Source organism: Microbacterium yannicii (assembly GCF_024055635.1).
In the GTDB taxonomy this organism is placed as follows: Bacteria; Actinomycetota; Actinomycetes; order Actinomycetales; family Microbacteriaceae; genus Microbacterium; species Microbacterium yannicii.
In genome coordinates this window covers 17,965-42,919 of the sequence record NZ_JAMXMB010000039.1, presented here as the reverse complement: position 1 = coordinate 42,919, position 24,955 = coordinate 17,965, and the positions used below count along the sequence as shown (strand labels likewise).

Annotated in this window: 25 protein-coding genes; 13 read left to right on the top strand and 12 right to left on the bottom strand. The window is 71.8% G+C overall.

Annotated features, from left to right (window positions below; all coding sequences use genetic code 11):
- Positions 1 to 107 precede the first annotated feature (107 nt).
- The gene (locus NCG93_RS17380) at positions 108 to 2,186 is read left to right on the top strand and encodes an NAD(+) synthase (RefSeq protein ID WP_194413003.1); all 2,079 of its coding nucleotides are present in this window, start codon (positions 108 to 110) and stop codon (positions 2,184 to 2,186) included.
- A gap of 97 nt (positions 2,187 to 2,283) precedes the next feature.
- Here the strand turns inward: NCG93_RS17380 and NCG93_RS17375 are convergent, their stop codons facing one another.
- The gene (locus tag NCG93_RS17375; RefSeq protein ID WP_194413002.1) at positions 2,284 to 2,862 is read right to left on the bottom strand and encodes a hypothetical protein; all 579 of its coding nucleotides are present in this window, start codon (positions 2,860 to 2,862) and stop codon (positions 2,284 to 2,286) included.
- A 268-nt stretch (positions 2,863 to 3,130) separates the two neighbouring features.
- Between NCG93_RS17375 and NCG93_RS17370 the strand changes: the two genes are divergently transcribed.
- Entirely contained in the window at positions 3,131 to 4,615 is a 1,485-nt protein-coding gene (locus tag NCG93_RS17370; RefSeq protein ID WP_194413001.1) for a lipase maturation factor family protein, read from the top strand.
- Between the two features lie 27 nt (positions 4,616 to 4,642).
- On the opposite strand, the gene NCG93_RS17365 is transcribed toward NCG93_RS17370, so the two are convergent.
- A complete protein-coding gene (locus NCG93_RS17365; protein WP_194413000.1) occupies positions 4,643 to 6,175 on the bottom strand; it encodes an MFS transporter in 1,533 nt (510 codons plus the stop codon).
- A gap of 216 nt (positions 6,176 to 6,391) precedes the next feature.
- Between NCG93_RS17365 and NCG93_RS20415 the strand changes: the two genes are divergently transcribed.
- Positions 6,392 to 6,949 carry a phosphorylase family protein gene (locus tag NCG93_RS20415; protein ID WP_194412999.1) on the top strand — a complete coding sequence of 186 codons (558 nt, stop codon included), beginning with the start codon at positions 6,392 to 6,394 and terminating at the stop codon, positions 6,947 to 6,949.
- Between the two features lie 111 nt (positions 6,950 to 7,060).
- Here the strand turns inward: NCG93_RS20415 and NCG93_RS17355 are convergent, their stop codons facing one another.
- From NCG93_RS17355 to NCG93_RS17345, 3 genes are all read right to left on the bottom strand, one after another.
- Positions 7,061 to 7,909, bottom strand: coding sequence for an SGNH/GDSL hydrolase family protein (locus NCG93_RS17355; protein WP_194412998.1), 849 nt, complete (start codon positions 7,907 to 7,909; stop codon positions 7,061 to 7,063).
- A gap of 143 nt (positions 7,910 to 8,052) precedes the next feature.
- Complete coding sequence (locus NCG93_RS17350) at positions 8,053 to 11,061, bottom strand: AAA family ATPase (protein ID WP_194412997.1); 3,009 nt, start codon at positions 11,059 to 11,061, stop codon at positions 8,053 to 8,055.
- Positions 11,058 to 12,278, bottom strand: coding sequence for an exonuclease SbcCD subunit D (locus tag NCG93_RS17345; protein WP_194412996.1), 1,221 nt, complete (start codon positions 12,276 to 12,278; stop codon positions 11,058 to 11,060). The genes NCG93_RS17350 and NCG93_RS17345 overlap by 4 nt, the downstream gene beginning before the upstream one ends.
- Positions 12,279 to 12,467: 189 nt before the next feature.
- Between NCG93_RS17345 and NCG93_RS17340 the strand changes: the two genes are divergently transcribed.
- From NCG93_RS17340 to NCG93_RS17330, 3 genes are all read left to right on the top strand, one after another.
- Positions 12,468 to 13,028 carry a hypothetical protein gene (locus tag NCG93_RS17340; RefSeq protein WP_194412995.1) on the top strand — a complete coding sequence of 187 codons (561 nt, stop codon included), beginning with the start codon at positions 12,468 to 12,470 and terminating at the stop codon, positions 13,026 to 13,028.
- A 3-nt stretch (positions 13,029 to 13,031) separates the two neighbouring features.
- Positions 13,032 to 13,775, top strand: a complete 744-nt coding sequence (locus NCG93_RS17335; RefSeq protein WP_194412994.1) for an alpha/beta fold hydrolase — start codon at positions 13,032 to 13,034, stop codon at positions 13,773 to 13,775.
- Positions 13,776 to 13,906: 131 nt separating this feature from the next.
- Positions 13,907 to 14,125: a hypothetical protein gene (locus NCG93_RS17330; RefSeq protein ID WP_194412993.1), complete on the top strand. Its 219-nt coding sequence runs from the start codon at positions 13,907 to 13,909 to the stop codon at positions 14,123 to 14,125.
- Between the two features lie 4 nt (positions 14,126 to 14,129).
- On the opposite strand, the gene NCG93_RS17325 is transcribed toward NCG93_RS17330, so the two are convergent.
- From NCG93_RS17325 to NCG93_RS17305, 5 genes are all read right to left on the bottom strand, one after another.
- The gene (locus NCG93_RS17325; RefSeq protein WP_206687490.1) at positions 14,130 to 14,576 is read right to left on the bottom strand and encodes a DUF1622 domain-containing protein; all 447 of its coding nucleotides are present in this window, start codon (positions 14,574 to 14,576) and stop codon (positions 14,130 to 14,132) included.
- Positions 14,577 to 14,631: 55 nt separating this feature from the next.
- A complete protein-coding gene (locus NCG93_RS17320; RefSeq protein WP_194412991.1) occupies positions 14,632 to 15,327 on the bottom strand; it encodes a hypothetical protein in 696 nt (231 codons plus the stop codon).
- Between the two features lies 1 nt (position 15,328).
- Positions 15,329 to 15,568, bottom strand: coding sequence for a hypothetical protein (locus NCG93_RS17315; RefSeq protein ID WP_194412990.1), 240 nt, complete (start codon positions 15,566 to 15,568; stop codon positions 15,329 to 15,331).
- A gap of 96 nt (positions 15,569 to 15,664) precedes the next feature.
- Positions 15,665 to 15,958 (bottom strand): GNAT family N-acetyltransferase, encoded by a 294-nt coding sequence (locus tag NCG93_RS17310; RefSeq protein WP_194412989.1) that lies wholly within the window; start codon positions 15,956 to 15,958, stop codon positions 15,665 to 15,667.
- Positions 15,959 to 16,043: 85 nt separating this feature from the next.
- Positions 16,044 to 16,460, bottom strand: a complete 417-nt coding sequence (locus tag NCG93_RS17305; protein WP_194412988.1) for a PNPOx family protein — start codon at positions 16,458 to 16,460, stop codon at positions 16,044 to 16,046.
- 472 nt (positions 16,461 to 16,932) lie between these two features.
- Between NCG93_RS17305 and NCG93_RS17300 the strand changes: the two genes are divergently transcribed.
- The 3 genes from NCG93_RS17300 to NCG93_RS17290 all read left to right on the top strand — a co-directional run bounded on the left by NCG93_RS17300 (position 16,933) and on the right by NCG93_RS17290 (position 19,298).
- Complete coding sequence (locus NCG93_RS17300) at positions 16,933 to 17,667, top strand: winged helix-turn-helix domain-containing protein (protein ID WP_194412987.1); 735 nt, start codon at positions 16,933 to 16,935, stop codon at positions 17,665 to 17,667.
- A 51-nt stretch (positions 17,668 to 17,718) separates the two neighbouring features.
- Positions 17,719 to 18,729: a DNA-3-methyladenine glycosylase family protein gene (locus NCG93_RS17295; protein WP_194412986.1), complete on the top strand. Its 1,011-nt coding sequence runs from the start codon at positions 17,719 to 17,721 to the stop codon at positions 18,727 to 18,729.
- A 152-nt stretch (positions 18,730 to 18,881) separates the two neighbouring features.
- Complete coding sequence (locus tag NCG93_RS17290) at positions 18,882 to 19,298, top strand: VOC family protein (protein WP_194412985.1); 417 nt, start codon at positions 18,882 to 18,884, stop codon at positions 19,296 to 19,298.
- Between the two features lie 79 nt (positions 19,299 to 19,377).
- On the opposite strand, the gene NCG93_RS17285 is transcribed toward NCG93_RS17290, so the two are convergent.
- Positions 19,378 to 20,295 carry an aldo/keto reductase gene (locus NCG93_RS17285; protein ID WP_194412984.1) on the bottom strand — a complete coding sequence of 306 codons (918 nt, stop codon included), beginning with the start codon at positions 20,293 to 20,295 and terminating at the stop codon, positions 19,378 to 19,380.
- 98 nt (positions 20,296 to 20,393) lie between these two features.
- On the opposite strand from NCG93_RS17285, the gene NCG93_RS17280 reads away from it, so the two are divergent.
- Together NCG93_RS17280 and NCG93_RS17275 are read left to right on the top strand one after the other, a co-directional pair.
- Complete coding sequence (locus NCG93_RS17280; RefSeq protein WP_194412983.1) at positions 20,394 to 20,618, top strand: hypothetical protein; 225 nt, start codon at positions 20,394 to 20,396, stop codon at positions 20,616 to 20,618.
- A 105-nt stretch (positions 20,619 to 20,723) separates the two neighbouring features.
- On the top strand, positions 20,724 to 20,909 hold the full coding sequence (locus tag NCG93_RS17275; RefSeq protein ID WP_194412982.1) for a DUF1918 domain-containing protein: 186 nt from the start codon (positions 20,724 to 20,726) through the stop codon (positions 20,907 to 20,909).
- A gap of 34 nt (positions 20,910 to 20,943) precedes the next feature.
- Here the strand turns inward: NCG93_RS17275 and NCG93_RS17270 are convergent, their stop codons facing one another.
- Positions 20,944 to 23,085 carry a S9 family peptidase gene (locus NCG93_RS17270; protein WP_194412981.1) on the bottom strand — a complete coding sequence of 714 codons (2,142 nt, stop codon included), beginning with the start codon at positions 23,083 to 23,085 and terminating at the stop codon, positions 20,944 to 20,946.
- 105 nt (positions 23,086 to 23,190) lie between these two features.
- On the opposite strand from NCG93_RS17270, the gene NCG93_RS17265 reads away from it, so the two are divergent.
- Both NCG93_RS17265 and NCG93_RS17260 read left to right on the top strand, forming a co-directional pair.
- Positions 23,191 to 23,934, top strand: coding sequence for an SDR family oxidoreductase (locus NCG93_RS17265; RefSeq protein WP_194412980.1), 744 nt, complete (start codon positions 23,191 to 23,193; stop codon positions 23,932 to 23,934).
- Between the two features lie 209 nt (positions 23,935 to 24,143).
- Complete coding sequence (locus NCG93_RS17260; protein WP_194412979.1) at positions 24,144 to 24,890, top strand: SDR family oxidoreductase; 747 nt, start codon at positions 24,144 to 24,146, stop codon at positions 24,888 to 24,890.
- Positions 24,891 to 24,955 lie beyond the last annotated feature (65 nt).

Here is a 24,955-nt window from a genome sequence, read left to right as displayed (position 1 = left end):
ACGCGTACACATACGACGGACGAACAAGAGAACGGGGCGCGAGGGGACGGGCGGAAGAGGGCGGCGGAAGGGGGAGGATGCCGGAGGCACCTGCCAGACTGGAGCGCATGAGCCTGCCCTTCGAGAGCGCGTACCGGCACGGGTTCGCCCGCGTCGCAGCGTGCACGATCCCGGTCTCGATCGCCGACCCCGCGGCCAACGCCGACGCCGTCCTCGCCACCGCCCGCGAATGCGACGCGGAGGCCGTCGCCGTCGCCCTCTTCCCGGAGCTGTGCCTCACCGGCTACGCCATCGACGACCTCGTCATGCAGGACCCGGTGCTCGATGCAGTGGTCGCCGCGATCGAGCGGCTGGTCGAGGCATCCGCGGATCTTCTCCCTCTGCTCGTCGTCGGCGCGCCGCTGCGTCACCGCAACCGCCTCTACAACTGCGCGGTCGTGATCCACCGCGGTGAGCTGCTCGGCGTCGCCCCGAAGTCCTACCTGCCCACGTACCGCGAGTTCTACGAGCGGCGCTGGTATGCCCCGGGCGACGACCAGGGCGACCAGGACATCCGCGTCGGCGCGCTCGAGGCCCCGTTCGGTCCCGACCTGCTGTTCGAGGCTCTCGACATCCCGGGGCTCGTCGTGCACGCCGAGGTATGCGAGGACGTCTGGGTGCCGATCCCGCCGTCATCGGGCGCCGCACTCGCGGGGGCGACCGTGCTGCTCAACCTCAGCGGCAGCCCGATCACCATCGCCCGCGCCGAGGACCGCAAGGACCTCGTGCAGTCGCAGTCGCTGCGCTGTCTCGCGGCCTACGCGTACGCCGCCGCGGGCGGAGGCGAGTCGACGAACGACGTCTCGTGGGACGGCCAGACGATGATCTACGAGGGCGGCAACCTGCTCATCGAGACCGAGCGCTTCCCCGACGGCCCGCGACGGTCGGTGGCCGACGTCGACCTCGACCGGCTGCGCCAGGATCGCCTGCGCCAGGGCACGTTCGACGACAATCGCCGGGCGACGCAGGCGGATGCCGCCTTCCGCACCGTGCACTTCCGGCTCGACCCGCCGGCGACCGACGTCGGGCTCCGCCGCAGCCTCGACCGGTTCCCGTTCGTGCCGGACGACCCGGAACGTCTGGCGCTGGACTGCTACGAGGCATTCAACATCCAGGTCTCGGGCCTCGTGCAGCGCATGCGCGCGATCGGCGGGCCGAAGCCGGTCATCGGCGTGAGCGGCGGACTGGACTCGACCCACGCTCTGCTGGTGGTGGCACGCGCCATGGACCTCATGGGGCGTCCCCGCAGCGACATCCTCGCGTACACGATGCCCGGCTTCGCGACAAGCGAGCACACCAAGTCCAACGCCATCGCCCTCGCCGAGTCGGTCGGAGCGTCGATCGAGACCATCGACATCCGCCCGCTGGCGATCGAGATGCTCGAACGCCTCGATCACCCCTTCGCCGACGGCGAGCCGGTGCATGACATCACGTTCGAGAACGTGCAGGCGGGCCTGCGCACCGACTACCTCTTCCGCCTGGCGAACCACCACGGCGGCATGGTCATCGGCACCTCCGACCTGTCGGAGCTCGCCCTCGGATGGGCGACGTACGGCGTCGGCGACCACATGAGCCATTACGCCGTCAACACCGGCGTCCCGAAGACGCTGATCCAGCACCTCATCCGCTGGGTGATCTCGCACCGGGGCGACGAGGGCGGCTCGACCGAACTGAGCGACAGCGCCCGCGAGGTGCTGCAGTCGGTGCTCGACACCGAGATCTCGCCCGAGCTCGTCCCCGCCGGCCAGGACGGCAAGATGCAGTCCACCGAGGACCGCATCGGCCCCTACGCGCTGCACGACTTCACGCTGTACCACGTGCTGCGCTTCGGCTTCCGGCCGTCGAAGATCGCGTACCTGGCCGCGCAGGCGTGGGGCGACGAGGAGGCCGGCGCCTGGCCCCCCGGGTTCCCGGACGAAGACCGCTACGCCTACGACCTCGCCACCGTCACGAAGTGGCTGCAGGTGTTCCTGCGGCGCTACTTCGCTTTCGCGCAGTTCAAGCGGTCCGCGATCCCCAACGGTCCGAAGGTATCGCCGGCCGGCTCGCTGTCACCCCGGGGTGACTGGCGCGCTCCCTCCGACGGCAACGCCCGCGTGTGGCTGGCCGAGCTCAAGGCGGCCCTCCCGGAGCTCGTCGACGACTGAGGGCGTTTCGTCTCGCTCGTTCCTCGCTCGTTCAACGACCGGTGCTCGGTCTCGCGCACGCGCGCGACCGCGAGCGAGACGAAGCCGCGCGACCGAGTCAGCCGGCGGTCGGGGCGTAGGCGAGCGTGATGACCCAGCTGTCGCGTGAGAGATCCGCCAGCCGGTAGAAGACCTTCCGGTCGGGGATCCACCCCTTGGTCAGCGGGGTGTCGAGCCGCACATGGTCGGCGGCGACACGCGCTCCCCGGCCGTCGGCGTCGCGCACGGCCTGCACGCGGGTCCAGTGGGCGATGAGCTTGCCGAGGTCGTTCTCGTCCAGCAGGTGCGAGTGGCGCTTCATCAGGTGCAGCTCGGCGTCGTCGGGATGCGCATCTCGCAGGTCGAGCCCGAGACTGACCTCAGGGTCCGTGACGGCGACGACAGTGGCGGCGCGGAAGTTGACGTTGCGGATCTTCAGCGGCAGCTCGGCGCCACCGACTTCGGCGATCAGCTGGGTGTGGAAGCCGAATGTCCGCGGCGCCTCGCGCTCGACGCGGACGGCTTTCGCATCGACGCCGAGCTTCGCGGAGAGGATCTCCTTCGCGAGCAGGCGCTTGCGGTCGTGATCGGGCAGCTTCGGATCCCAGCCGAGCCGCGCCGTGATCCCCGCCGGAGTATCGAGAAGCACCGATTGCATGATCCACCTCTTTCTCCGCGGCACATCCGCCCCTCCATCCTGTCCCCGCGTCGCACGGCGAGGAAGAACGCCACGCCCCGCGCCCTCTCTCCGTGCGAAATGACCAGGGGTCGTCAAGCCCCTGTCGACCCCCGTGGCCGGAGGAAAAGGATGGGGCCATGGTCAGGCGTGCGTTGATGGTCGACGGCGGTTCGAGAGGGCTCTGCCTCACGGACGTGCTCGACCGCGCCGCATGCCGTTTCGACGCCGCGCACCGAGGGCACTGTTCATGAACGGCTTCGCCGCCGTCGACTTCGAGTTCGCGCGCCAGGTGCTGCAGCGAGGCATCGCCGCACTCTTCGTCGTCGCCTTCGTGTCCACGATCAACCAGTTCCGGCCGCTCCTCGGCGAGCACGGACTGCTGCCCGCGACCGAGCTCCTCGACTGGGCGCGCTCCTCCCAGCGGGGGCGCCGACTGCTGCGCCCGACGCTGTTCCGCCGGCTGAGGTACACCGACCGGCGCCTGGTCGCGCTGTGCGCCGCCGGCATCGTGGTCGCGACGGCACTGGTCGCCGGCATCCCGCAGCTCGGCCCGCCGTGGGTGCCGATGCTCTGCTTTCTCGCGCTGTGGTTCGGCTACATGTCGATCACGAGCATCGGCCAGACCTTCTACGGCTTCGGGTGGGAGATGCTGCTCCTCGAGGCGGGGTTCCTCGCGGCGTTCCTCGGGTCGGATCGGCAGCCGCCGCCGACCGTCGTGATCGTGCTGTTCTGGTGGCTGGTGTTCCGGCTCGAGTTCGGCGCGGGCATGATCAAGATCCGCGGGGGCCGCGAGTGGCGCGACCTCACCGCGCTGATGTACCACCACGAGACCCAGCCGATGCCCGGCCCGCTGAGCCGTCAGGCGCACCTGCTTCCTGCCTGGTTCCATCGCGGCGAGGTGCTCGGCAACCATTTCTCGCAGCTCGTGGTGCCCTGGCTCCTGTTCGCGCCGCTCCTCGGGCTGGTCGTCCCCGGCCCTGTCCCCGCGATCATCGGCGCCGTGGCCGCCGCGATCGTCATCGCGACGCAGGCGTGGCTCGTCCTCACGGGCAACTTCGCCTGGCTCAACTGGATGACGATCGTGCTCGCGTTCTCGGCGATCGGACTGCCGGGGATCGGCGCCGCACATGCGCCTGCGGCATCCGACCCGCCGTGGGTCGTCGACGGGATGCCGGTGTACTGGCTCGTCGTCACGTGCGCCGTCGGTGCGCTCTACCTCGCGCTCAGCTGGTGGCCGCTGCAGAACCTCTTCGCGCGCCGGCAGCTCATGAACGCCTCGTTCAACCGCTGGCAGCTCGCCAACGCCTACGGCGCCTTCGGCACGGTGACGAAGCAGCGCATCGAGATCGTCGTCGAGGGGACGACCGACGAGGATCCGGATGCCGCGACCTGGCACGAATACGCCTTCAAGGGCAAGCCGGGCGAGGTGCACCGCATCCCCCGGCAGTTCGCGCCCTACCACCTGCGGCTGGACTGGCTGATGTGGTTCCTGCCGCTCGGGCACTCGCTCGACGACTGGTTCACCGCGTTCCTGGTGCGGCTGTTGGAAGCGGATGCCGCGACCCTGCGCCTGCTCGCACACGACCCGTTCGCGGGTGAGCGCCCCCGATGGGTGCGGGCCGTCTCGTACCGCTACCGGTTCACGACGCGCGAGGAGTTCCGCCGTACCCGGGCCCGCTGGGTGCGCGACGGCCGGCGGCCCATCCTGGGACCGGTGTCCCTCCGCCGCTGAGCGGCCTACCCCAGATGCCTCCGGGGTTTACGGGACCGGGGAATCGGTGGCGGTCGGCGACTCGGCCCGCTTGCGACGCGCGGTGAGATCCACGATGGCCACGATGAACGCGAGCGCGAGGAAGAGCGCGACCGACAGCATCCCGAACGCGTACGCATCGTGATAGACCACCAGCTCGTCGTGCGTGCCGGACTCGCGGTAGATCGAGGCGTAGAAGAGCGACAGCGCGACCGCGGTGCCGACCGCCGCGCCGATGCGCTGGCCGAGCTGGCCGACCGAGCCGGCGACGCCACCCTGCTTGACCGGGATGTCGGCGAGGGTGAGCGTCTGGTTCGGGGCGATGACGAGGCCGCCGCCCGCGCCACCGACGGTCATGATGGCGGCCATGATGTAGGGCGTCCACGCCGATGGCACGTACAGCGCCGCGAGCATGAGCCCTCCGACGCAGGCGAGCATGCCGATGAGTCCCCACACCACCACGACGCGGCCGTGGCTGCTCACCAGGTTGCCGCCGACCCACGACGTCACGGCGCTCGCGAGCGCGAAGCCGATCGAGACCATTCCCGCGTACACCGGTTCGAGGCCCAGACCGATCTGCAGGAACAGGGTCGTCATCAGGAACATCGCCGGCGCCGCGGTGAAATACGCCGTCTGCAGGAGGGTCCCGTTGCGATACGACGCGATGCGGAACAGCTTGAGCGGGATGAGCGGACTGCGCCCGCGCGCGGCATAGTGACGTTCCCATGCGATGAGCGCCGAGACGAACAGCACGAAGGCGACGAGCAGCCACCAGCGCGCCGGGTTGTCGGTCGGTGCGCCCGTCGTGAACAGGAACGGCCACATCAGCGAGACGACGCTCGCGCCGAACAGGAGCAGCCCGACGGGGTCGAGCTGCACGCGGCGCCGCGATCTGGCCCTCGTGTCGGGCAGGAGCCACAGCGCCAGCGCGATGGCCGCCAGGCACAGCGGCACGTTCATCCAGAAGATGAGCCGCCAGCCGTCGGTCGGACCGCCGAGCGCGATGAGCAGACCGCCGAGCGTAGGACCGAAGGCCGTCGCGACGCCGATCGTGGCGCCGAACAGCCCGAAGGCGCGGGCGCGCTCCCTTCCCTGGAACAGCTCCTGCGCCATGCCCAGCACTTGCGGCATCTGGATGCCGGCGGCCACGCCCTGCAACAGCCGCCCGACGAGCAGCACGTTCGCGGTCGGGGCGAGGGCGCACATGACGCTGGTGACGGTGTAGAGCGACAGCCCGACGATGAACAGCGTGCGGCGCGACCGCTGGTCGCCGAGACGTCCCATCGGCACGAGTACGAGTCCGAACGTGAGCACGAACCCCGACACGATCAGCTGCAGCTGCGTCGAGCTCGCATCGAGCACCTCGCCGATCGACGGGAGTGCCACGTTGACCTTCGTCATGTCGAGGATCGTGATCGCGGCGACCGAGACGCACACCCAGAAGGCGCGCCAGCGCGCGGCGGAGGAGAGCGGGATGACGGCGGTCGTGGGGGGCACGGCGCGCGCCGTGCCCGTGGTCTTCGCTGAAGGCGACTCAGGCATCTCGTTCAGGCTAGCCCCGCTTCCCGGCTCGACGGGGAGATCGCGCGCCATCGGTGTCCCCGGTATGTCGGCGGCAGCAGTGTGCCGGGGCCTGGCGCGGCATCCGGTGTCCCGGAGGCCTAGGCGCGGCATCCGGTGTCTGGATTCATTCGCGGGCGACGCTCTCAGGTCCCCTTACGGGGACATGCTCGCCAGAAAGCGAGACATGATGGGACGGTGAGACTCCTCGTCGCCGCCCTCGCCTCCGAACTCGTCGCCTTTCCTGACGACCTTCCGGGATTCGACCGCCTGGTCACCGGTCCCGGCAAGCTCCAGGCGACCTACGCTCTGACGCGGGCACTCGACGCCACCACCTACGACGAGGTCGTGGTGGTCGGCACCGCCGGGGCGATCGACGCGCGGCTCGACGCCGACGTCTACGAGATCAGCGCCGCTCTGCAGCACGACGTCACCGACATCGACGGCATCGTCGGTCAGCACGTGTCGCTGCCGCCGCTCGTCGAGCTCGATGCGGAGGGCGTCACCATCGCCACGGGCGACCACTTCGTCGACGATGCCGAGGCGGTCGCGGTGATCCGGCCGCTGGGCGCCGGTCTGGTCGACATGGAGACCTACGCGTACATCTGGGTGGCGCAGCGGTTCGGCGTGCCGATCCGCGTGCTCAAAGCCGTCTCGGATCGGGCGCAGGACGGCGCCATCACCGACTGGCACGCCGCCGTGACCGCATGTAGCCACCAGCTGCGGGACCGCATCCGCGTGGATTACGGCGTCTGATCCCGCTCCCCCTGGACCGGATCAGACGCCGCGCCCCGTCACCGCCGGCCTCTCCGCTCATCGCTCGTGCGTAAGCGGCCGGCTGCGCGGTCCAGTGGCAGCCTCATCGCATCACGACACCCACTGCGTCTTCTGCCAGGTGAGGTTGGCGAGCGTCGCCTGACCGGACAGGGACGGGTGGAAGTAGTCGCGCGTCGACAGGTCGGACTTGACGAACGCGTAGTTGGCCACCGCGAAGCCGTCGAACCGGCACTTGGCGGTGGCGGCGCACACCTCTGACAGCGCCTGGTTGAACTCGTTCACGCGCTGCTGCACCGCTGCACGTCGCCCGACATCAGCCGCTCGGGTGCTGCTCGGGTTCGCGAGCATCGACTGACAGGTCTGCAGGATGCCCCAGGCGAATCGCGCCGAGATGCTGGACTTGTTGAGGTCGTACAGCCGCTGCAGGCTCGGGATGCTCGCCACGAAGATCTCCGGCGACGCCCCGCTGGCGGCCAGGGTGGTCAGCGCGGCCTGCACGTTCGCCCGGAACGTGGCCGTCGGCGTCATCGCCGCGACCGTCTTCGTGCAGGCGTCGTTGGCGCCGATCTCGATCGTGACATACTGCGCCGCCTGGGTGACGGCCGCCTGCGCCTGGCCGGGCAGAGCGCTCGAGGATGCACCGGAGACGGCGTTGTTGGAGACGACGAGCGCCGTCGCGCCGGCGGCCCTCAGCCGCAGGAAGTGCGAGTTGACCGACGTCGACGATCCGGTGGACCAGCTGTTCGCAGGACAGGAGGTCAGGCTCGAGCACGTCATCGCGGCCTGCGTGAGGGAGTCGCCGAGCGCCGCCATCCGCACGATCTGCGACGGGGCCGGTGCGGCGTAGGCGACGGATGCGGCGCCGAGGGTTCCGGTGAGAAGGAGAGCGGATGCCGCGATCGCGGCGAGGGCGCGGCGCGCCCGAGTGATGGAATGCATGTCGACTCCGAACATCGTGGTGACGGGTGGGCGCGGCGAACGGCCGCGGCCGGTCGGGGCCGGCGGTCGGGCAGGACCGCGGAATCCCCAGGAGCGCGATCTGCCGCGAACGATACACCCGTGCATCGGTCGACGACAGTGGGTCAGACGCGGGCGATGTCGTCCTGCGTGATGACGCTCGGCCCCTGCGGGGTCGCCTCGACGGCGAGCTGCGCCGGCAGCTGCTCCTTCATCGCCGCGACGTGGCTGATCACCCCGACCATGCGGCCGCCCTGGCGCAGCTCGTCCAGCGTGCGCATGGCAAGGTCGAGGGTCTCCTCGTCGAGCGAGCCGAAGCCTTCGTCGACGAAGAGGGTATCGAGCCGGATGCCGCCGGCACGGGCGGTGACGACCTCCGCGAGGCCGAGAGCCAGCGCGAGCGAGGCGAGGAAGGTCTCACCGCCCGAGAGGGACTGGGCGGGACGAGCCTGACCGGTGAAGGCATCCATGATCTCGAGGCCGAGCCCCGACGCGGCGCCCCGCGCAGCGCGCGCATCGGTGTGCTGCAGGCGATAGCGCCCCGACGACATGTCGCCGAGCCGCAGGTTGGCCGCCGCGACGATCTCCTCGAGCTCGGCGGCCAGCACGAAGGTCTCGAGGTCCATCTTCATGGTGTTGGGGGCTCGCCCCGCCACGGTGTCCGCGAGCCGGGTGATCGCGGCCGCGTCGGCGGCGCGCGCGGCCACACCGGCATAGGAGTCGTCGATCTGCAGCGCCAGGTCGCGCAGGCGTTCGACGACCGTGTGCGCGTCCCTCTCTGCCCGCAGGGCTGCGGTGCGTTCGGCGTCGGCTGCGTCGAGCGCCGCGCGCGAGGCCGCGGTGTCGACGGGCTCGACCGGCGCGCCGGCGAGCTCCAGCTCGAGCTCGAGCACGCGTGCGCGCGTCGCCGCGAGCTGCGCATCGTGCGCCGAGATGCGCTCGGCCAGCGCGTCGACGTCCGCAGCATTCACGAGGGCTGCGACGGCGTCCGCCTCATCGGTGAAGACGGATGCCGCGATCCGCGCGTCCGCATCGGCCTGCGCCTGGACGGCCCGCGCCGCCGCTCGCTCGGCGTCGGCGCGGGCGGCAGCGGCCGCTCGGGCCGCATCCCGGACGGCGGTCACATGCGCCACCCGTTCGGCGACGCTCGGATGCTCGCCACGTGCGGCGTCCACCGCCTGGTGGGCAGCGTCGACCGTCGCCGCGAGCGCGGCGATCCGGGTGCGTGCGTCGGCGAGGAGTTCGACCAGGCCGGAACGGGAGGCCTCGGCTTCGGCGTCGAGAGCAGCGAGCTCGGCGTGGCGCGCGGCGAGAGCGTCGCGCCGTCCCACCGCGCCCTCTGCGTCGGCGAGCTCCTCGGCGGCCGCGGCGAGCTGAGTGCGCAGGGCCGTGACGTCCTGTCCGCCGGCGCGTGCCGCCGCCTCGGCGTGCCGCTCGCGCACGGCGCTCGCGGCGTCGCCTGCGGTGCGCGCGTCACGGGCAGTCGCGTCGGCGAGCTCCTCAGCGGCAGTGAGCATCTCGTCGGTGACCGGCTCTTCGGCGGGATCAGCCGGTGCCGGGTGGGTGGTCGCACCGCAGACGGCGCACGGCTCGCCGTCGACGAGCGTCGCCGCGAGTTCGCCGGCGTACCCGTCCAGACGACGCTGCAGCAGCACGGCGACTGCGGCGGCAGCCGTCGCCGCTGCCGCGGACGCGTCGCGCTGGGCGATCTCGGCGTCTCGCTTCGCGGCGGCCAGCCCCTCCGCCTCGACCGCAGCGGCCAGCCGGCTCGAGGTCTCTTCGTGACGCAGGCGCGCCGGATCACGACGCGCGGCGCCCTCGCGCTCCGCCTCGAGCTGATCGGCGAGGCGCGCGAGCTCGACGGGGACCTGGGCGCGCTGCGCGTCGAGCGCGACGATGTCGGTCTCGAGCCGCGTGACCTCGGCCGAGGCATCCTGCAACCGGGCCTCGCCCTCGGTGAGCGCGGCCTCGTGCGTGAGGGCGGCGGTCCAGACCGCGAGCTCGCCCGTCAGGCGCTCGACCACCTCCGACAGGTCGCCGGCCGACTCGTCGGGCGTGCCGGCCGCGAGTCGCTGCCACGAAGCATCCGCTTCCGCCGCCGTCTCGGAAGCTCTCACCGCCGCCTGCTGGGCGCTCTGCGCGCCTTCGAGCGGCGTGCGCAGCAGCTCGGCCGCCCGCGCACGGTGCAGCGTCCCGCGGTCGGCAGCGACCTGCGTTCCGGCCTCGTCCAGAGTTGTCAGGCGCTCACGGGCCTTGCCGAGCTCGGCCTGACCCTTCGCCAGCGCGACGCGGTCGGCGTGGGCCGATTCGGCCGCCGCGCGCGCGGCATCGGCGGCTGCCCGCTCACGGGCGAGCGTTTCCAGGCGGTATGCCGCACGCTGCTGGCCGAGGTCGACCGCCTCCCGACGAGCGGCGAGATCCAGCGCCACGGCCGCCTCATCGGCGCCGTCGACCTCGGGTTCGTGAGCGGCGATGAGGCGCTCGGCCTGGTCGAGAAGCGTGCGCGCACGTTCGCCGAGCGCCTCGAGCTCGTGCTGGGCGGCCTTGCTGCGCTCGCCCAGCTCGCGCGCGTACTCCTCGTAGCGCCGTGTGCCGAACAGTGCCCGCAGCAGCGACTGGCGCTCGGTGCCGGAAGCGAGCAGGAAGCGCGAGAACCGGTTCTGCGCGAGCAGGATGACCTGCTGGAACTGCTGCGCGTTGAGGCCGAGCACCTCGTCCAGCAGCAGCCCGACGTCGCGGGGCTTGGCGGCGCGGCCGATCCATGCGCCGTCCACGAACTCCTCGAGCTCGGCCCGGGTCGGCTCGCTGGTCAGCCCGCCGCCGCGCAGCGAGGGGCGCAGGTACTCCGGGGCACGGGTGACGCGCCAGCGGCGGTCGCCGACGGTGAACTCGAGGCGCACCTCGGTCGGATCCTCGGGCTCGCAATGATCGCTGCGGAGCCGTTTGTCGCCCGATTCGTAACGGGGCGCGGTGCCGTACAGAGCGAAGCAGACACCGTCGAGGATGCTCGACTTGCCGGCGCCCGTGCGCCCGGAGATGAGGAAGATGCCGTCCCGCTCGAACGCTTCGAAGTCGACGCGCTGACGCTCGCGAAAGGGTCCGAAGCCGGTGAGGTCCAGCTGGTGCAGCCTCACGCCGTCGCCTCCACGCGCGTGCGCTCGTCCAGCAGTTCGCCGACCAGCTCGGCCTCGCGCACCGAGGCCCCCTCGCCGTCCCGGACGTGCGACAGGAACGCGTCGACGAGCTCGGCCTCGTTGCGGGCGGTCCGCACGCGCTGCGCGTACGTGCGCGCGTCGTCGGCGCGGGCGGCCACCGGCGCGTGGCGCACCTCGGCGCAGTGCGGAAACCGCGCGAGCAGCCGGCGCATCGGATCGCGCTGCGGCAGCGGGTCGGTGTATTCGGCGCGCACCCAGTCGCCCGTGTGGCCGGCGAAGCGCTCGTCGGCCAGGAGGTCGTCGAGCGTCGCCGTGAGCGTCACGAGGCGGCGCGGCACCGGCAGCGGCAGCCACTGCGCCGTCGTCTCACCGGTGACCCCCGCAGCGCTCTGCCCCGCGCCGGCACCCTCGTCCACGCCGGGCGCGTCCGCCGTCACGAGCCCGTCGGCGCCGAGTTCGATGAGCCAGGACCCTCGCGGCTTGTGCCCCTCGTCGAAGCTGTAGTGCAGCGGCGCGCCGGCGTACCGGACCCGGGGCGACAGCTGCTGGCGGCCGTGGATATGACCGAGCGCCATGTAGTCGACGCCGTCGAAGGTCGACAGCGGCACGATGTCGAGCCCGCCCTGCTGGATGTCGCGTTCGAGGTGCGGCGTCGGCTCGACCCCCGCCGCGAAGCAGTGCGCCACCGCGATCGACCGGCCGCCGCGGGCGGCGGCGTCCGCGCGCACCAGATCCATCGCGTGCGCCAGCACGTCGCCCTGGCTGCGCACGCCGGGCCAGCTGCTGCGCAGCAGCACCGGCTCGAGGTACGGGATGCCGTAGACGTGCACCGGTCCGTGCTCGTCGACGACCGTGACCGGCGTGCCGATCGTGGCGGGATCGGTGATGACATGCACGCCGTCGCGCAGGAGGGCGGACTGGAAGCCGAGCCGTGCGGCGGAGTCGTGGTTGCCGCTGGTCACCACCACTGTCGCCCCCGCGTCGACGAGGCCCCGCAGCGTATCCGACAGGAGCGAGTAGGCCCCCGCAGCGGGCGTCGCCGAGTCGAACACGTCGCCGGCGACGATCACCAGGTCGACGCCGTGCGTGCGCACCTGATCGACGAGCGTCTCGAGCACTCCGCGCAGCGCATCGAGCGTGGCGTGGCCGTGGAACGACCGCCCGATGTGCCAGTCCGAGGTGTGCAGGATCCGCATGTTCACACGCTACGTTCGGCCCCCGACATCCGCGCCGAGACAGGCCGCACGATGCCGAACCACCGTCTCACGCGGGCGGCGCACGTCCCCAGGTGCGGTGCCTCAGCCGGATGCTTTCGGCGCCGCGGTCCTGGCGGCCGCTCGGCGGGGCGCCGACCTCCCGCGGCATCGACGGACGTATCGTGGAACATGGCGCACAACGCAGACACCGCCCCGCGATCGACCGTGGTCGCACTCGTGGGGGCCGGCAGCGACGAGCTGCTCACCGGCCTCGCCGACGTTCCCGCCCTCGTCGCGCTGTCGCTGCGCGAGACCGACCCGGCCGTCGCCGCGCACCTCGTGGCCACGGTGTCGACGCCCTATGTGGTGCACGACGCCGATCCGCTCGAGCACGTCGCGGCGGCGTGGGTGGAGCTGTACGAGGAGCGCTGCACCCTCGGCTCGCTCGAGACCGAGGTCGACGCACTGCTGTCCCTGTTCGATACCGGCGAGGCGGTCATGCCTGACTACTACGTCGTGGCGGGGCCGGAGGCGATCGAGGGCACCTGGCGGCACTGGTGGCTGGGCGCGCTGGCTCACCATGCGCCCTCGCGCGTGCTTCCTGTGGAGGCGTCCGGAGCGGCGCTGCGGGCGCGACTGCGGAGCCTGCCGGCGTCGCGGCCGTGGCCGGAGCCGTCGGCATGGCTGCCTCGCGTGCACTTCGACATCCCGGATCGAGTCGGTCTGCGCGATCAGCCGGGCGCCGCCTGACGGATGCCGAGGATCGAGGAGTTCGCGCATGCCGGCGCGACGATGATCGCCGAGCGCCGGGGGCAGGGCGACCGCGTCTACGTGCTCGTCCACGGCATAGGCATGGGCCGCACCGTCTTCGCCGACCTCGCGCGTCAGCTCGCACCACACCCTGGCGACGGCGAGGTCATCGCGCTGGACCTTCCCGGCTACGGCGACGCCCCCGAGCCCGCCCGGGTGCTCACGATCGAGCGCATGGCCGATCTCGTGGCCGCGTATCTCCGCGCGCGGGTCGGCGTTCCCACCGTCGTGGTGGGCCATTCGATGGGCGCGCAGATCGCGCTCGAGGTGGCGGTGCGGCATCCCGAGGTCGTCGACCGGATCGTCCTCGTCGGCCCGACCGTGGATCCGTCGGCCCGCACGGCTCCGAAACAGCTGTGGCGGCTGCTGCGCGACATCGCCGTCGAGAGTCCCCGCGTGATCGTGCTCGGCGCGCGCGAGTACGTGCACGCGGGCCCGCGGATCCGTGCGAAGTTCCGCGCCATGCTCGCTCACCGTCCCGAGGACGTCCTCGCTCGCGCGCACGTGCCGGCACTGGTGCTGCGCGGGGAGGACGATCTCGTCGCTCCCCAGGACTGGTGCGCGCGCGTCGCCGAGAACCTTCCCGATGGGCGCCTGGCGGAGGTGCCCGACCACGGTCACGAGACGATGATCCGGGATGCCGCGCGCGCCGCCCGTCTCATCCGCACGTTCGCCGGCGAGGCCTGATCCCCGGCGCACCTCCGGCCGCCGCATCGCGCCGGACGGCCGTGCTGCGGCGGATTCCTGCCATCCGTCCGCCCCCGGGCAATGTCGGAACCCCCGCGTAGGTTCACACTGTCGGAACCAACGGAGGAATCATGTTCGCTGTATACGCCGCCGAACAGCAGTACCGCCACGACACCTGGACGCGAGAGCGCGAGCACGCACTTCGCGCAGCCATCCGCGAGCGGAGGATCACCGCCGCGCTCCCGACGCCGGAGGTCCAGGTCGCCGTGCGCCCGGCGCGGGTCGCGTGGCCCCGGCCGATCGGACTGCGCGCCGCGGAAGAGTGCACGACCGCGTGCGCGGTCGCCTAGACCGTCAGCCGCCGCGCGGGTCCGGTGTCGTGGATCCGCGCGCGGCTGACGCCTGCTGCCCGGCCGTCCGGTCGCGCGCGACCGCATCGCCGATCATCTGACCGCCGCTGCGCAGCAGAGCGCGGCGCCATGGAAGGGTGCCTTCGATCTCGATCTGGATCGAGATCGACAGGATCGTCCGGATCAGCACGATCAGTCCCAGGATCGCCGCATCCTCGAGCGAGGGCTTCGAGGTGATGGTGCGGATCAGGTCCGCAGCCACCAGTACCTCCAGCCCCAGCAGGATGGCCGCACCGAGTGTGGTGCGCAGCACCGTGAAGGCAGCCTGTCCGCCCTCGTGACGGGCGAGCGAGCGGGCGCCGAGCACCAGCGCGACCGCGAACCCCACGATCATCGCGGCGGCGCCGACCGCCTCGAACCCGACGGCGACGGCGGTGAACAACGCCTCCATCTGCACGCGCCCAGCCTAGGGCCGGGCGCGCGCAGGATGAGTCGACGGCGCGGTCTCAGCCCGACGTGTCGCGGCCCGGCTCCGCCGGACTGTCGGCGTCCCCGGTGTACACCTGGCGCGCAAGCTCTTCGATGTCGTGGTCGGGAAGATCCACGCCCGACTGGCTCAGACGCTGGCGAAGGACCTCGGCGATCCGCTCCAGCGGTTCCGTCCCGACGTCGGAGCGCGTCTGCGCGACGATGCCCGCGACCTTGTCGACATCGGATGCGTTGTTCTGCGACATGGCGGGAAGTCGCTGCTCCTGCTCGCTTCCCAACCCGCTGGTCGACCGCTGCGCCTGGCTGGCGGTGAGCGTGTCACGACCCTCGTCGTGCCCGTGGTGATCGGCCCCGTCGACGACGCCGATCCCGACGGCCTCATGGCTGGGCTCGCCGCTCAGCGCTCCTTCCGATGGCCCGGTGGACGCTGCTCCTCCAGCCTGGCCCGCCACCGGCTCACCGTCGGGCGCATCCGCAGCCGGCTCCGTGCCGGCTGTGGTCGGCGACTGCCCGGCGGTCTCCTGCCCGGACGACTCGGTCCATGCGCCTGCGGGTTGGGCGTCCGGACTCGGCTCGCCCATGGCCGGGGCGGCACCGGCCTGCGCGTCGCGCGCAGCGTCGTCGCCTCCCGGCGTCTGCGTCGCGCCTCCGGCGTCTTCGCGGTCCGGGTAGTTCACTCCCGGCTGCTCGTACTCGTTGCCCGTCGTGCTCATCTCAGGGTTCCTCTCCTCGTCCGCCATCGGCCACCAGATCGGGGTCGGCGCCCTGCCGGGCGACCTCGCCCTCCACCGGGTCATCCGGCTGCAACGCGGCATCCGTCAAGAGCTCGGAATCCGTCTGTGCGGCGCTGCGCTCGTCAGACTCCTGATCTCCGACGCCCTCCCAGCCACCCGCCGGGGCGGCATTGATCACGCCCTCGGGAAGCTCCTGGTCGTTCGATCGATCGCGATCCATCGCGACTCCTCTCGTCACTCCCCAGCATCGCCGGGCGCAGTGCCCTGCGGCATGGGGTTGACAAGCGTCCCCCTACGGCAGAGGGTCCTCTGCGCGTCAGGGACGAGGGCTGAGGATGCCGCGGTGAGAGGGGTTCTCCTCGAACCAGTCCGCGACGTACCAGCACACCGGGACGACTTTCCGGTCCCCTGTCTGCTCGAGCTCCTCGATCGCCCGCTCGACCAGTTCGCCGGCGTAGCCGTGTCCTCGGAAGGTGGGCACGGTGTACGCGCGGGTCATGGCCACCGTGCGGCCGTCGTCGCGGTAGTCGAGCACGCTCACGAGGTCGTCGCCCCGGTGCAGCGTGTACCGCGAAGCATCCGTCTCTTTGGTGAAGCGCAACTCGGTCACGCGCACAGGCTACGCCCGCCCTCCCCCCGCCGGATCCGCGGCACTCGATGTCGCGGCAATCGCTCAGGAGACACCCCGGCCGCCCTCAGCCGGAGGGCGGGTCGGCCTGCTCGACCCGCAGCAGACGGAACTCGTGCCGCCGCAGAATGGTGAGCACGATCCGCGGGGCGGGGCCGAACGCCCGCCGGCCCCGATCTGCCGGGTAGGGCTCGACGCCGACGATGCGGTACCAGTGCCGGCGGTGCAGCACCTGGCCGCCGCCCGCGACGATGTTGCGGTACCAGTTCACGCCGGGTCCGTAGGTGAGCTCCGCGACGAGCCCGTCCTCCGCATCGGCCAGGATGACCGGGGTCTCGAACGTCCTGCCGCTCTTGCGCCCCACGTGACGGATCAGCGAGAACGGGCCGCGTCCGGCCCTCGCCAGATCGAGCGTGAGCGGGTTGAGACGACGCTGGATGACGGCGAGCCACCAGCGTCGGAGACGGCCCTGCTGCGGTGTCACACGGCATAGTCAAGCGCCCGATCCGTGCATGGGTGCCCCACCGCGCCGCGGACTGAGCAATCTGTCACATTCCGAAACGATCGGGCCGCGGCATCCGTGCGATTTGACGTTTTCCGACAAAGTCCGTCATAATCGGCCACATGACTGACAACGCGCTGTATCTGTCCGCCCGGGAGGCGAACAGGACTGCCGGCATGATGATGGCCGGTCGCGTTGCCATGTGTTGTCGAATGTGCCACTAGCACGGTGACCCCCGTCGGACTCCTGCTCCGCTTCTGAAAACGGATCGCACGGAGTCCCCCGAAGCACCGGTTTCGTGCGTCGATCACGCGCACCCGGATCCGCTTCGCACATCGCCCAACGTCGGGCACCGGCCCTCATCGGCCGACGGCCTCATCGCCTCCGACGATCCGGGCCGCAGCACATCCAACCCGGCTCCGCTCTCCGGGTTCCTCCCGCAAGGAACATCATCATGTCGACCACCGCTCTCCTCGACCGTCCCACCACCCCCGTGCGCCACCTCCGCGCCGTGAATCACCCGGCCGCTGCCGAGGCGCCGGCGCCGCCGGCCGCGGAGCCCGCCTCCCGCGCGCTTCCCGCAGGGACCGCACCGCGCGGCTTCGCCCTGTACGTCGGGCTCGACGAGGCCAAGGCCGCCGCCGCCGGCGTGAACCTCGGTGTGCTCGTCGACGCCCTGCGCCGCACGATCGCCGAGCTCGCGCCCTCCGCCGAGACCTATGCCACAGTCGCCCTCGCGCCTGTCGGCGCCGGCGGCCGCGACGTCGACGTGGTGCGCCTGGCACTTCACGAGCCGTCGGCCGTCGCCCGCACCAAGCAGGAGGAGCCGGAGGACGAGGAATCGACCGCCGGCGGCGTGGTCGTCGACATCTCGCGCAAGCGCGTGCTCATCGACGGCGAGTCCGCGGCGTTCACATTCAAGGAGTTCGAGCTGCTGCAGTACCTCGTCCTGCGCGAGGGCCGCACGATCGAGCGCACCGAGCTCGTCACCTCGCTCTGGCAGGGCACGACCGACGACGACGCTCCCGGTGAGCGCACCATCGACGTGCACGTGCGGCGGCTGCGGGCCAAGCTCGGCCGGTACGAAGACATCGTGCGCACGGTGCGGGGCGTCGGCTACCGGTTCGACCGTCACGCCGACGTGGTCATCCGCTACGGCCACGGCACCCCCTCGCCCGACCGCTTCTGAGCGCCGCCCCGCCGGCACGGATGTCGGAGACCGGGGCGTAGGGTTGGCCGCATGACCACCTCGCTCTCGCGCATTCCTCGGACGAGGGATGCCGAGCGCTTCGGCCAGCGGACCGCCACGGCCCGCGACCCCCGCCCCGATCCGGTCCGGCCGCTCGAGACGGAGTACCGGCCGCGGCATCCGCTCGACCTTCGTCGCACCGTGCTCTATCAGCGACGCGGCGCCGGCGACCCGACGATGACCGTCTCGGGAGCTGTCATCTGGCGCGCGAGCCGTACGCCCGCGGGCATCGCCACCCTCGCGATCCGCGAGACCCATCCGGGCGTGATCCGGGGCGCCGCGTGGGGGCCTGGTCGCGAATGGGCCCTCTCGCAGCTGCCCGCCCTGTGCGGCGCCGACGACGATCCCGCCGACTTCGACGCGACACGGCATCCGCTCATCGCCGACGCGCACCGCCGCAATCCCGGCCTGCGCCTGTCGCGCACCGGTCTCGTGTTCGACGCGCTCGTCGGCGCGATCTTCGAGCAGAAGGTCACCGGCATGCAGGCGTTCGGCGCCTGGCGCCGCGTCGTCACGTGGTGTGGCGAACGAGCCCCCGGGCCGACGCCGGCGCCCATGTTCGCTCCTCCGACCGTCGACGGCTGGCAGCACGTGCCGTCCTGGGTCTGGCATCGCGCCGGGCTCGAGCCGCCGCAGTCCCAGACCGTCGTGCGCGCGGCGCGCCGCGGCGACGCGATCACGCGGACTGTGCTGGCCGCCGAGGACGGCGAGGCCGTCGATCGCGTGCTCGTCAGCCAGCACGGCATCGGCCCCTGGACCTCGGCCGAGACCCGCATCCGGGCGCTCGGCGACCCCGACGCCGTGAGCGTCGGCGACTACCACGTCGCCCACGAGGTCGGCTACGCCCTGACCGGGCACCGCGTCGACGACGACGGGATGCTGCGGCTCCTCGCCGACTGGCCCGGTCAGCGCCAGCGCGTCATCCGGCTCATCGGCGCGAGCGGCGTGCGCGAGCCCCGTCGCGGACCCCGCCTGCACCCTGAAGACCACCGCGACCGCTGAGCCGAGCGGCCGACTGCCCGGCTCCCAGCCGCGAGGGCGCCGTCGGTCCGGAAGCTGCGCTCGGGGTTCTTGTGGCTGTCGGAGGCCCCCGCCACACTGGGACCCGCCACGCGGCCGGGCGCGGCATCCATCATCCACTTCAGGAGTTCGACATGCCCAGCCTCAACCCCTATCTGTCCTTCCGGAACGACGCCCGCGCGGCGATGACCTTCTACCAGAGCGTGTTCGGCGGCGAGCTCGACATCTCGACGTTCGGCCAGTTCGAGGGGATGGTCCAGGATCCCGCCGAGAACGACCTCGTGATGCACGCACAACTGACGACGCCCGAGGGGTTCGTGCTCATGGGGGCCGACACCCCCAGCGGCATGACCTACGAGAAGCCGGCCGGCATCTCCGTGTCGGTCAGCGGCGATGACGAGGCCGCGCTGCAGGGGTACTGGGACAAGCTCGCCGACGGCGGCAGCGTCACGATGCCGTTCGACACGCCCCCGTGGGGCGGACGGTTCGGCATGCTCACCGACCGCTACGGCATCGACTGGATGATCGCGGTCAACGCGCAGCAGTCCTGAGCGCGCGGCCGGGGTCCGGCGCCACGCCGGCGCCCGGCCGCCAACAGGGCCCCGCCGGGGCGCGCACCACGCCTGCCACTCAGGCGTAGGCGCTGTCGTCGATGGTCGACGGCGCCGGACCGAGGGACTCGAGCTCGGTCCAGAGCTCCTCGGGCACCGGTGTCGCTTCGAGCTGGTCGAGCTGGTCGAGGCGAGGCGCGGACGACAGACCGACCACGGTCGAGTCGACGAGCGGCGAGCGCAGCGAGTAGTGCAGTGCCACCGCCGGCAGGCTCACGCCGAACGACGCGCACACGCGCTCGAGTCGCGACACCCATTCCTGGAGCTCAGGCGTCGCAGGACGGTAGCCGTACATCGCACCCTCCTTCGCGCCGGTGGAGAGGATGCCGGCACCGAACGGGGCCGCGTTGAACACCGTCATCCCGCGTTCGTGCGCGTCGGCGAACACCGGTGCGGCGGAGCTGTCGACCACGGTGAAGCGGTTGTGGATCAGTACCGCGTCGAACACGCCCGTGCCGACGTACCGCGCCATGAGCCCGATGGGCCCGGCGGCGACGCCGATCGCATCGACGCGGCCCGACTCACGCAGTTCGACGAGCCCTTCCACAGCGCCGCCGCGGCCCATCGCCTCATCGAAGGTCACCGTGTATGGATCGTGCAGGTGCAGCAGCGGCAGCCGGTCGACGCCCAGACGCGTCACGGTCTCGTCGAACGAGCGCAGCACGCGGTCGCGGTCGAACGCCCCCGTCTCGGGCTCGGCGTCGACCTTCGAGATGACGCGGGTGGCGGCATCCGTCCCGATGCGTGCGATCGCGCGGCCGAGGACGGCCTCGGAGCGCCCACCCGCGTAGTTGTTCGAGGTGTCGAGGAACGCGTGCGTGCTCGCGAAGAGCTGCTGCGCGAAGGCGACGGCGGCGTCCTCCTCCGGGGATCCGGGCGCGGTGTCGCGGCCGAGGCCGGAGGTGCCGAGGGTGAGCGGGCTGACGTTCAGTGTCATGGCTTCCGTTCCGTGTACGAGGTCGTGCATTCCAACCTAGCGAGAGCAGCGCCTTCCGAAGCGCCCCGCGACACCTCACGCACCCCTAGGCTTTCGGCATGACCACGACACGCAAGGGCTGGACCCGCGGGCACTCCGGCTGGGCCCTCGGTACGGCCCTCCTCTTCACGCTGGGGATCGTCTTCGGACTGATCTGGGGCAGCGTGCTGCTGGGCATCGTGCTCGCCGCCGCGGTGTCGATCGGCTGGCTGATGGCCTACGAGTCATGGCGCGGCCGCAGCGTCGGCCTCGAGAACCGCGACGACGACGGCGCACAGCTCTGACGCGACGGCGCCCAGCGTGCGCAACCGACGCGCGACGGCGGCCGCTCGGAGCCCCTACCCCTCGTGGCCGCGGCGTCGTATGGTGAGCGCCAGGAGGTGGTCCGCATGCAGGCGAGTGTCGGCGACCGCGTGGTCATCCACGGCCGCATCGTGGGAGCGGTGGAGCGCGCAGGCGAGGTGATCGAGGTCCGCGGCAGCGGCGAGAATCCGCTGCTGGTGGTCCGCTACGACGACGGCCACGAGGCGATCCTGTCGCCCGGGAGCGACTGCGAAGTCCGGCACGCGTCCTGAGCCGCGCGCCGGACCCGTCGGTCGACGGCGAGGTTCAGCCGAGCAGCTCGGGCCGCTGGAACTCCTCGCCCCGCAGGTGCTCGGCGAGGAAGGCGAACACGGTCTCGTACCAGATCACGGCGTGCTGGGGCTTCAGCACCCAGTGGTTCTCGTCGGGGAAGTACAGGAAGCGGTGCGGCATCCGTCCGTCCGCGTCGGCGTGGTGCTCGGCCAGCTCCGACCACAGCCGCAGGCCCTCGCCGATCGGCACCCGGTAGTCCTTGTCGCCGTGCACGACGAGGAGGGGTGTGCGGATGTCGCGCACGAACTGGTGCGGCGAGTGCTCGGCCATCGCCTCGGGCGTGAAGATGCGCTGCCAGTACTCCGAGCTGTCGGTGGTGCCGGCGAACTGGTCGAGCGCCCACAGGCTCGCGTGCGTCACGATGGCGCGGAAGCGGTCGGTGTGGCCCGCGACCCAGTTCGCCATGTAGCCGCCGAACGAGCCGCCCAGGGCCGCCGTGCGCGTCTGGTCGATGTCGTCGCGCGCCTCGACGGCGTCGGTGATGGCTAGCAGGTCGGTGTAGGGCTTATGGCCCCAGCTGTTCCAGCCGCGAGCGATGAAGTCGAGGCCGTAGCCGGTCGACAGCGCCGGGTCGGGCAGCAGCACCGCGTAGCCTCGGGCGACCGCGAGCAGCGGCGCCCAGCGCCAGCTCCAGGCGTTCCAGCTGTTGAGCGGTCCGCCGTGGATCCACAGCAGCAGCGGGGCCGGTGCCTCGGCCGACGCGCCGTCGGGCAGCAGCAGCCATCCCCGCACGCGGGCGCCGTCCTCTGTCGTGGTGTCGACGTCGGTCATCGAGCCGGGTGCCCGAGGAGTCGTCGCGGGCGTCGCGAGCGGGGTGACCGTGCCGTCGACCGAGATGCGGACGGGATGCGGCGGGACCACCCACGAGGAGCGCAGGGCGACGAGGTCGCCGGTGGTGCGGTCGACCAGCACGTGGGAGTACGCGAAGTCGTCCTCGGTGAGGCGCTCGGGGGCACCGCCCTCCAGCGGCAGGCGGAACACCGGTCCGCGGCCGTCGTGGTCGGCTGTGGCGATGAGGGCGGCGTCGTCGGCGGCGAAGACGAACGATGACGCCCAGTGGTCCCATTCTTCGGCGATCCGCCGGGCGCCGGAGCCGTCGACATCCGCCACCCACACCTCGTAGTCGGTGGGGGCGGCCGGGGTGCTCTTGACGGTGCGGAGATACGCGATGCGCGTGCCGTCGTGGCTGACGGCGGGCATCTCGTAATCGACGTCGACCTCGTCGAAGAGGGTCGTGCGCTCGCCGGTGGCCGCGTCGATCGCGACGAGCACCTGCCGGCCGGCCCGCTGCTCGCGGTGCTCGATCGACGCGATCAGCGTGGTGCCGTCCGGGGTGAGGGCCGCGTCGGCGTGGTCGGCCGAGCGCCCGGGCTTCGGGGTGAGATCGCGCGGGCGGGGCAGTGTGGCGGGGTAGGGCTTCTCCTCCGCGGCAGGTGCCGAGGCGTCGGCGCCGGATGCGGCCTCGGTCTTCTGCTCGTCCTCCGCAGCCGCTGCCTCCGCGACCGCGGCGGCGATCGTGTCTTCGAGCGCGTCGACGTCGATCGCCAGCAGATGCGGCTCGGCGGGACCGAGGTCGTGATCCCAGAAGCGCACCGGATAGGTGTCATGCAGGATGGCCGAGACCTTCTTCTCCTTGCGCTTCGCACGGAGGGACGCCTCACTCTCGAGCGTGTCGGCGCCGGGCAGGAGGGATGCCGAGATCACGAGGCGGTCGGCAGCCTCCGCGGTCGCAGCGATGCCGTCGACCCCACCCGCGAGCCGCGTCACGGGGCGGGCTTCGCCACCGGCTGCCGGCAGCAGCCACAGCTGACCGGACTCGTCGTCGGCGTCGCCTTCGGAGTCGGGACGCGCCGACACGAACAGGATGTCGCCGCTCGCGGTGAACGCCGCACCCGCCTCGCCCTTGGCCGAACGCGTCAGCCGTCGCGGCGCGCCGCCGCCGTCGGCCGCCACGGCCCAGAGCGCGCGCTCGTACCCCGTCCCGTCCTTCTTGAGCGCCGCCACCGTGAGCACGGCGGTCTGCCCGTCGCGCGAGAGGGCGAGGGCCTCGACACGAGGAAGGGCGATGTAGTCGGCCAGCGAATCGAAGGGCGTGGAGTCGGAGGGAGTCGCCATGGCTCCACGCTAACCGACCCCTCAGCCGCGGGGCGTCCCTCGCTGCCATTGGCTGAGCGGGTCGATCATGCGCATCATGGAGGCATCGACGGAAGGAGTGCGACGATGAGGATCGCTGTGGCCGGAGGCACCGGTGTGGTCGGGAGCCGAACCGTGGAGGCCCTCCGCGCGGAGGGACACGACGCTGTCGCGCTGAGTCGCCGTACCGGCGTCGACCTCACGACCGGGGCGGGGCTCGACGCCGCGCTCGACGGGGTCGACGCGGTGGTCGACACCGCCAATATCTCGACGTTGTCGGCCGGCGCCGCCATCGGCTTCTTCGAGACGGCGACCGGCAATCTCGTGGCGGCGGCGGCTCGGGCAGGAGTCCGGCATGTGCTGCTGCTGTCGATCGTCGGGATCGATCGGATGCCGTACGACTACTACGCCGGCAAGCTGGCGCAGGAGCGCGTGGTCGAAACGGCCGCGGTGCCGTGGACCATCCTCCGGGCCACGCAGTTCCACGAGTTCGCGGGGCAGCTGTTCGACAGGGCGAAGCTCGGCCCGCTGCACGTCGCTCCGCGGGCACGCGTGCAGCCGGTCGCCGCTCGCGACGTCGGCAGGCATCTGGCGACTCTCGCCGCCGGAGCGCCGCAGGGCCGCGTTCCCGACCTCGCCGGGCCGCGCGAAGAGGCCATGGACGAGATGGTGAAGGCGTTCGCCCGTCACACCGGGCACCGCGGATGGATCCCCTCCGTCAGCCTGCCGGGCGCTCAGATGAAGGCGATGCGCGCCGGCCTCGCACTGCCGGCCCCCGGCGCCGTCCTCGCCACCCAGACCTTCTCGGACTGGCTGCGCGAACTCGCCTGACACGGACGTCTCGCGGGGCCGCACCGCATCCTCTGCGCCATCGGAGACGGTGCGCTCCACGCTCGACGTCCACGAGCGGCTCGTGGGCGAACTGTCCCCCGAGCGGGCATGAGCCGCTCATGTCACACACCGAGCGACCGACCGCTGAGCTGCCGCTACCCTGGTCGCGGGTCGGCCGGCAGACCGTGTCGACGCACGCAGGAGGATTCGTGAGACTGGCGATCGCCGGCGGGACGGGGATGACGGGCACGCACGTGGCTGCGATCGCGAAGGAGCGCGGCCATGAGGTCATCGTGCTCTCGCGGCGGACCGGCGTCGATCTGCAGAGCGGAGCGGGTCTCGCGGGCACGCTCGACGGCGTCGATGCCGTCATCGATGTCTCGAACGTGGTGACCGCGAAACCGGCCGAGTCGGTGAGCTTCTTCGCCGGGGCGACGACCAACCTGCTCGCGGCAGAGCGCACAGCTGGGGTGCGCCACCACCTCGCGCTGACGATCGTCGGCGCGGAGGCCGCGCCCGACGGCTACTACGCGGGGAAACTGGCGCAGGAACGGCTCGTCGCCGCGGGCGGCGTCCCCTGGACGATCCAGCGGACCACGCAGTTCCACGAGTACGCGGCGATGATGTTCCACCGCACCCATGCCGGCGCCCACGTCGCCCGCACCGGTCGCGTGCAGCCCGTCGCCGTGCATGAGGTCGCTGCACGTCTGGTCGATCTCGCGGAGCACGGGCCGTCGGCGCGGGCGGTCGACCTCGGCGGACCGCAGGAGGAGAGCCTGGCCGACATGGTGCAGCGTTATGCCCGGGCCATCGGGTACCACGGGCCCCTCGCCGTGATCGACGCGCCCGGCACGCTGGGCCGCGCCTTCCGCTCGGGATCGCTGCTGCCTCGCACCGACGCGCTGCGTGGCACGCAGACCTTCGGCGAATGGCTCGCGGCCCTCCCCGACGCCTGAGCTGCCGCACACGCATACCCCATCGGGATTCGGATGCCGCGTGCCGGCACGCCGCGGACGCAGGC

Bases quoted from the DNA above. Each gene is read 5' to 3' on its own strand.
- NCG93_RS17380 (WP_194413003.1), top strand. From the start codon at position 108: ATGAGCCTGCCCTTCGAGAGCGCGTACCGGCACGGGTTCGCCCGCGTC.
- NCG93_RS17375 (WP_194413002.1), bottom strand. From the start codon at position 2,862: ATGCAATCGGTGCTTCTCGATACTCCGGCGGGGATCACGGCGCGGCTC.
- NCG93_RS17370 (WP_194413001.1), top strand. From the start codon at position 3,131: ATGAACGGCTTCGCCGCCGTCGACTTCGAGTTCGCGCGCCAGGTGCTG.
- NCG93_RS17365 (WP_194413000.1), bottom strand. From the start codon at position 6,175: ATGCCTGAGTCGCCTTCAGCGAAGACCACGGGCACGGCGCGCGCCGTG.
- NCG93_RS17355 (WP_194412998.1), bottom strand. From the start codon at position 7,909: ATGCATTCCATCACTCGGGCGCGCCGCGCCCTCGCCGCGATCGCGGCA.
- NCG93_RS17345 (WP_194412996.1), bottom strand. From the start codon at position 12,278: ATGCGGATCCTGCACACCTCGGACTGGCACATCGGGCGGTCGTTCCAC.
- NCG93_RS17340 (WP_194412995.1), top strand. From the start codon at position 12,468: ATGGCGCACAACGCAGACACCGCCCCGCGATCGACCGTGGTCGCACTC.
- NCG93_RS17335 (WP_194412994.1), top strand. From the start codon at position 13,032: ATGCCGAGGATCGAGGAGTTCGCGCATGCCGGCGCGACGATGATCGCC.
- NCG93_RS17330 (WP_194412993.1), top strand. From the start codon at position 13,907: ATGTTCGCTGTATACGCCGCCGAACAGCAGTACCGCCACGACACCTGG.
- NCG93_RS17325 (WP_206687490.1), bottom strand. From the start codon at position 14,576: ATGGAGGCGTTGTTCACCGCCGTCGCCGTCGGGTTCGAGGCGGTCGGC.
- NCG93_RS17320 (WP_194412991.1), bottom strand. From the start codon at position 15,327: ATGAGCACGACGGGCAACGAGTACGAGCAGCCGGGAGTGAACTACCCG.
- NCG93_RS17315 (WP_194412990.1), bottom strand. From the start codon at position 15,568: ATGGATCGCGATCGATCGAACGACCAGGAGCTTCCCGAGGGCGTGATC.
- NCG93_RS17300 (WP_194412987.1), top strand. From the start codon at position 16,933: ATGTCGACCACCGCTCTCCTCGACCGTCCCACCACCCCCGTGCGCCAC.
- NCG93_RS17295 (WP_194412986.1), top strand. From the start codon at position 17,719: ATGACCACCTCGCTCTCGCGCATTCCTCGGACGAGGGATGCCGAGCGC.
- NCG93_RS17290 (WP_194412985.1), top strand. From the start codon at position 18,882: ATGCCCAGCCTCAACCCCTATCTGTCCTTCCGGAACGACGCCCGCGCG.
- NCG93_RS17285 (WP_194412984.1), bottom strand. From the start codon at position 20,295: ATGACACTGAACGTCAGCCCGCTCACCCTCGGCACCTCCGGCCTCGGC.
- NCG93_RS17280 (WP_194412983.1), top strand. From the start codon at position 20,394: ATGACCACGACACGCAAGGGCTGGACCCGCGGGCACTCCGGCTGGGCC.
- NCG93_RS17275 (WP_194412982.1), top strand. From the start codon at position 20,724: ATGCAGGCGAGTGTCGGCGACCGCGTGGTCATCCACGGCCGCATCGTG.
- NCG93_RS17270 (WP_194412981.1), bottom strand. From the start codon at position 23,085: ATGGCGACTCCCTCCGACTCCACGCCCTTCGATTCGCTGGCCGACTAC.
- NCG93_RS17265 (WP_194412980.1), top strand. From the start codon at position 23,191: ATGAGGATCGCTGTGGCCGGAGGCACCGGTGTGGTCGGGAGCCGAACC.